General features: G+C 70.4%; 2 protein-coding genes and 1 pseudogene. All 3 read right to left on the minus strand.

The features are described from left to right. Positions 1 to 16: 16 nt before the first annotated feature. Positions 17 to 898 carry a signal peptidase I gene (lepB, locus tag E1293_RS46345; RefSeq protein WP_243717567.1) on the minus strand — a complete coding sequence of 294 codons (882 nt, stop codon included), beginning with the start codon at positions 896 to 898 and terminating at the stop codon, positions 17 to 19. Between the two features lie 186 nt (positions 899 to 1084). After that, the gene (gene rplS / locus E1293_RS46350) at positions 1085 to 1435 is read right to left on the minus strand and encodes a 50S ribosomal protein L19 (protein ID WP_132206431.1); all 351 of its coding nucleotides are present in this window, start codon (positions 1433 to 1435) and stop codon (positions 1085 to 1087) included. Positions 1436 to 1552: 117 nt separating this feature from the next. Continuing rightward, positions 1553 to 2143, minus strand: a pseudogene (trmD, locus tag E1293_RS46355) (tRNA (guanine(37)-N(1))-methyltransferase); the annotation flags it as partial. Positions 2144 to 2403: the final 260 nt, after the last annotated feature.

The following is a 2403-nucleotide window of genomic DNA, read 5'->3' on the forward strand; positions in this document are numbered from 1 at the left end:
TGCCCACGCGACTCGGTCAAGGTAGAGCGCGCGGGCTTTGGCCGGTGCATCCGGCCCTGCCTCGTCCAGCGCTGCGCGGGCGAGACTGACGCCGTCGTCTTCGTGGTCGGTGTTGGAGAGTTGATAGCTGCTTGAAGGTGTCGGGGATCGGGAGGGTGCCCAGGCGGTCCAGGGGCCAGACGATGACGAAGGCGCGGCCGATGACGCGGTCGATCGGGATGGTGCCGCCGCCGGGGTCGCCGCGATGGGAGCGGGAGTCGTAGGAGAGTTCGCGGTGGTCGCCCATCACCCAGAGCTGGCCCGGCTTCACGGTGACGTCGAACGGGTCGTTGGACGGCTTGTTCTGCTCATGCGTGATCGGGTCGGTGAACACGTAGGACTTCTCGTCCAGCGGGACGCCGTTGACGGTGACGCGGCCCTTGGCGTCGCAGCACTTGACGTGGTCGCCGGGGATCCCGATGACGCGCTTGATGTAGTCCTTCTCGTTGGGCGCCACGCCGAAGGCGGTGCCGACCGCGCGCAAAGCCTTGGAGATCGGGTTGGTGGGCTCCTCCACCTGGACCTCGGGGTCCCAGGAGTCGAGGCCGTTGAAGACGATGACGTCACCGCGGGCGATGTCCCGCGTGTGGTAGACGATCTTGTTGACGAGGACGCGGTCGCCGACCTGGAGGGTGTTCTCCATGGAGCCGGACGGAATGTAGAAGGCCTGGACCGCGAACGCCTTGATGACAAGGGCCAGGACGACGGCGACGACGATGAGGACGGGCAGTTCTTTCCAGAACGAGCCCTGCTTCTTCTTTTTGCGCTTGCCGTCGTCTTCGGAGTCTTCGGCCGTCTCTTCGGCCGAGTTCACGGGCTCCTTCTCTTCGGGCACCGCGCCCTCGGCCTCGGATCGCACGTCTCTCCGATCATCCTCGTCAGTCATCAGAGCGAAAGCCTAGCGGCGCAGGGCCCGAACGGCGCCGCCCATGGGCGTGTCGCCGGGCACCGGGCCGGGCATCTTCGTCCGAAACGGGCAACGCCCCGGTTCCCTCCTACGGGTACCCGGGGCGTTGTGGTTCATCGCTCAGATGAGTCCTTTTCCTCAGCGCTCGCGCTTCTCCTTGATTCGCGCGGCCTTGCCGCGCAGGTTGCGCAGGTAGTAGAGCTTGGCGCGGCGCACGTCGCCGCGGGTGACGATCTCGATCTTGTCGATCGAGGGGCTGTTGAGCGGGAACGTCCGCTCGACGCCGACGCTGTAGCTGACCTTGCGGACGGTGAACGTCTCGCGGGCGCCGCCGCCCTGCCTCCGGATCACCACGCCCTGGAAGACCTGGATACGGCTACGGTTGCCCTCGGTGACGCGCACGTGCACCTTCAGCGTGTCGCCCGGACGGAAGTCCGGGACGTCGGCGCGCATCGCGGCCTTCTCGATCTCCTGGATCAGGGTGTGCATCGCAGCGGTTCCTCGTGGTCGAACGCGGGCGTCGAGAGGCCCCGGTGGTCCTGCGTGGGGGCGTCGCGCCGCGGAAAGTGGTCTTGGGGTGCCGTGCGGTCTGGACGCACGGACGCTTTAGTCTGCCATACCTTCGCCGTCAACCGGAAAACCGGCCTCCCGGAGGACGTCCCGGTCGTGCTCGTCGAGGGCCTCGGGTGCGAGACGGGCGAGCAGTCCGGGACGGTGCCGGGCCGTCCGGCGGAGCGCCTCGTCGCGCCGCCAGCGGGCGATCGCACCATGGTGGCCCGACAGGAGGATGTCCGGAACAGGCCGTTCGCGCCAGACAGGCGGCTTGGTGTAGACGGGGCCCTCCAGGAGGGACTCCATGGCGCCGGGGGCGAAGGAGTCGTCGGCGACGGAGTCGGCATTGCCGAGGACGCCGGGCAGGAGGCGCCCGATCGCCTCGACCATCACCAGCACCGCGACCTCCCCGCCGGCGAGGACGAAGTCGCCGAGGCTGACCTCGTCCACCGGCATCCGGGTGCGGGCCTCGTCGGCGACGCGGGAGTCGATGCCCTCGTAGCGTCCGCAGGCGAAAACCAGCCAGGGCTCGGCCGCGTACCGGACCGCGTCCGCCTGCGTGAACGGCCGCCCGCTCGGCGTTGGGATGACCAGCCGCGGCACCCCGGCGGTGACCTGGGCGTCCGCCTGCCGGGCGCTGTCGCCGCCGGTGCCGGTGAGGGCGCGTCCGGCGGCGGCCGGGCCGACCGCCCCGGCGCCCGCCGCTTCACCGGCTGACGGGGCCGCACCGGACAAGCCCGCCTCGGCTCCGCAGTTCGCCGCCCCACCGGCCGACGCACCACCGGCCGACGCACCACCGGCCGACGCACCACCGGCCGACGCACCACCGGCCGACGCACCACCGGCCGACGCACCACCGGCCGACGCACCACCGGCCGACGCACCACCGGCCGACGCACCACCGG

Source organism: Actinomadura darangshiensis, assembly GCF_004349235.1.
GTDB classification, from domain to species: Bacteria; Actinomycetota; Actinomycetes; order Streptosporangiales; family Streptosporangiaceae; genus Spirillospora; species Spirillospora darangshiensis.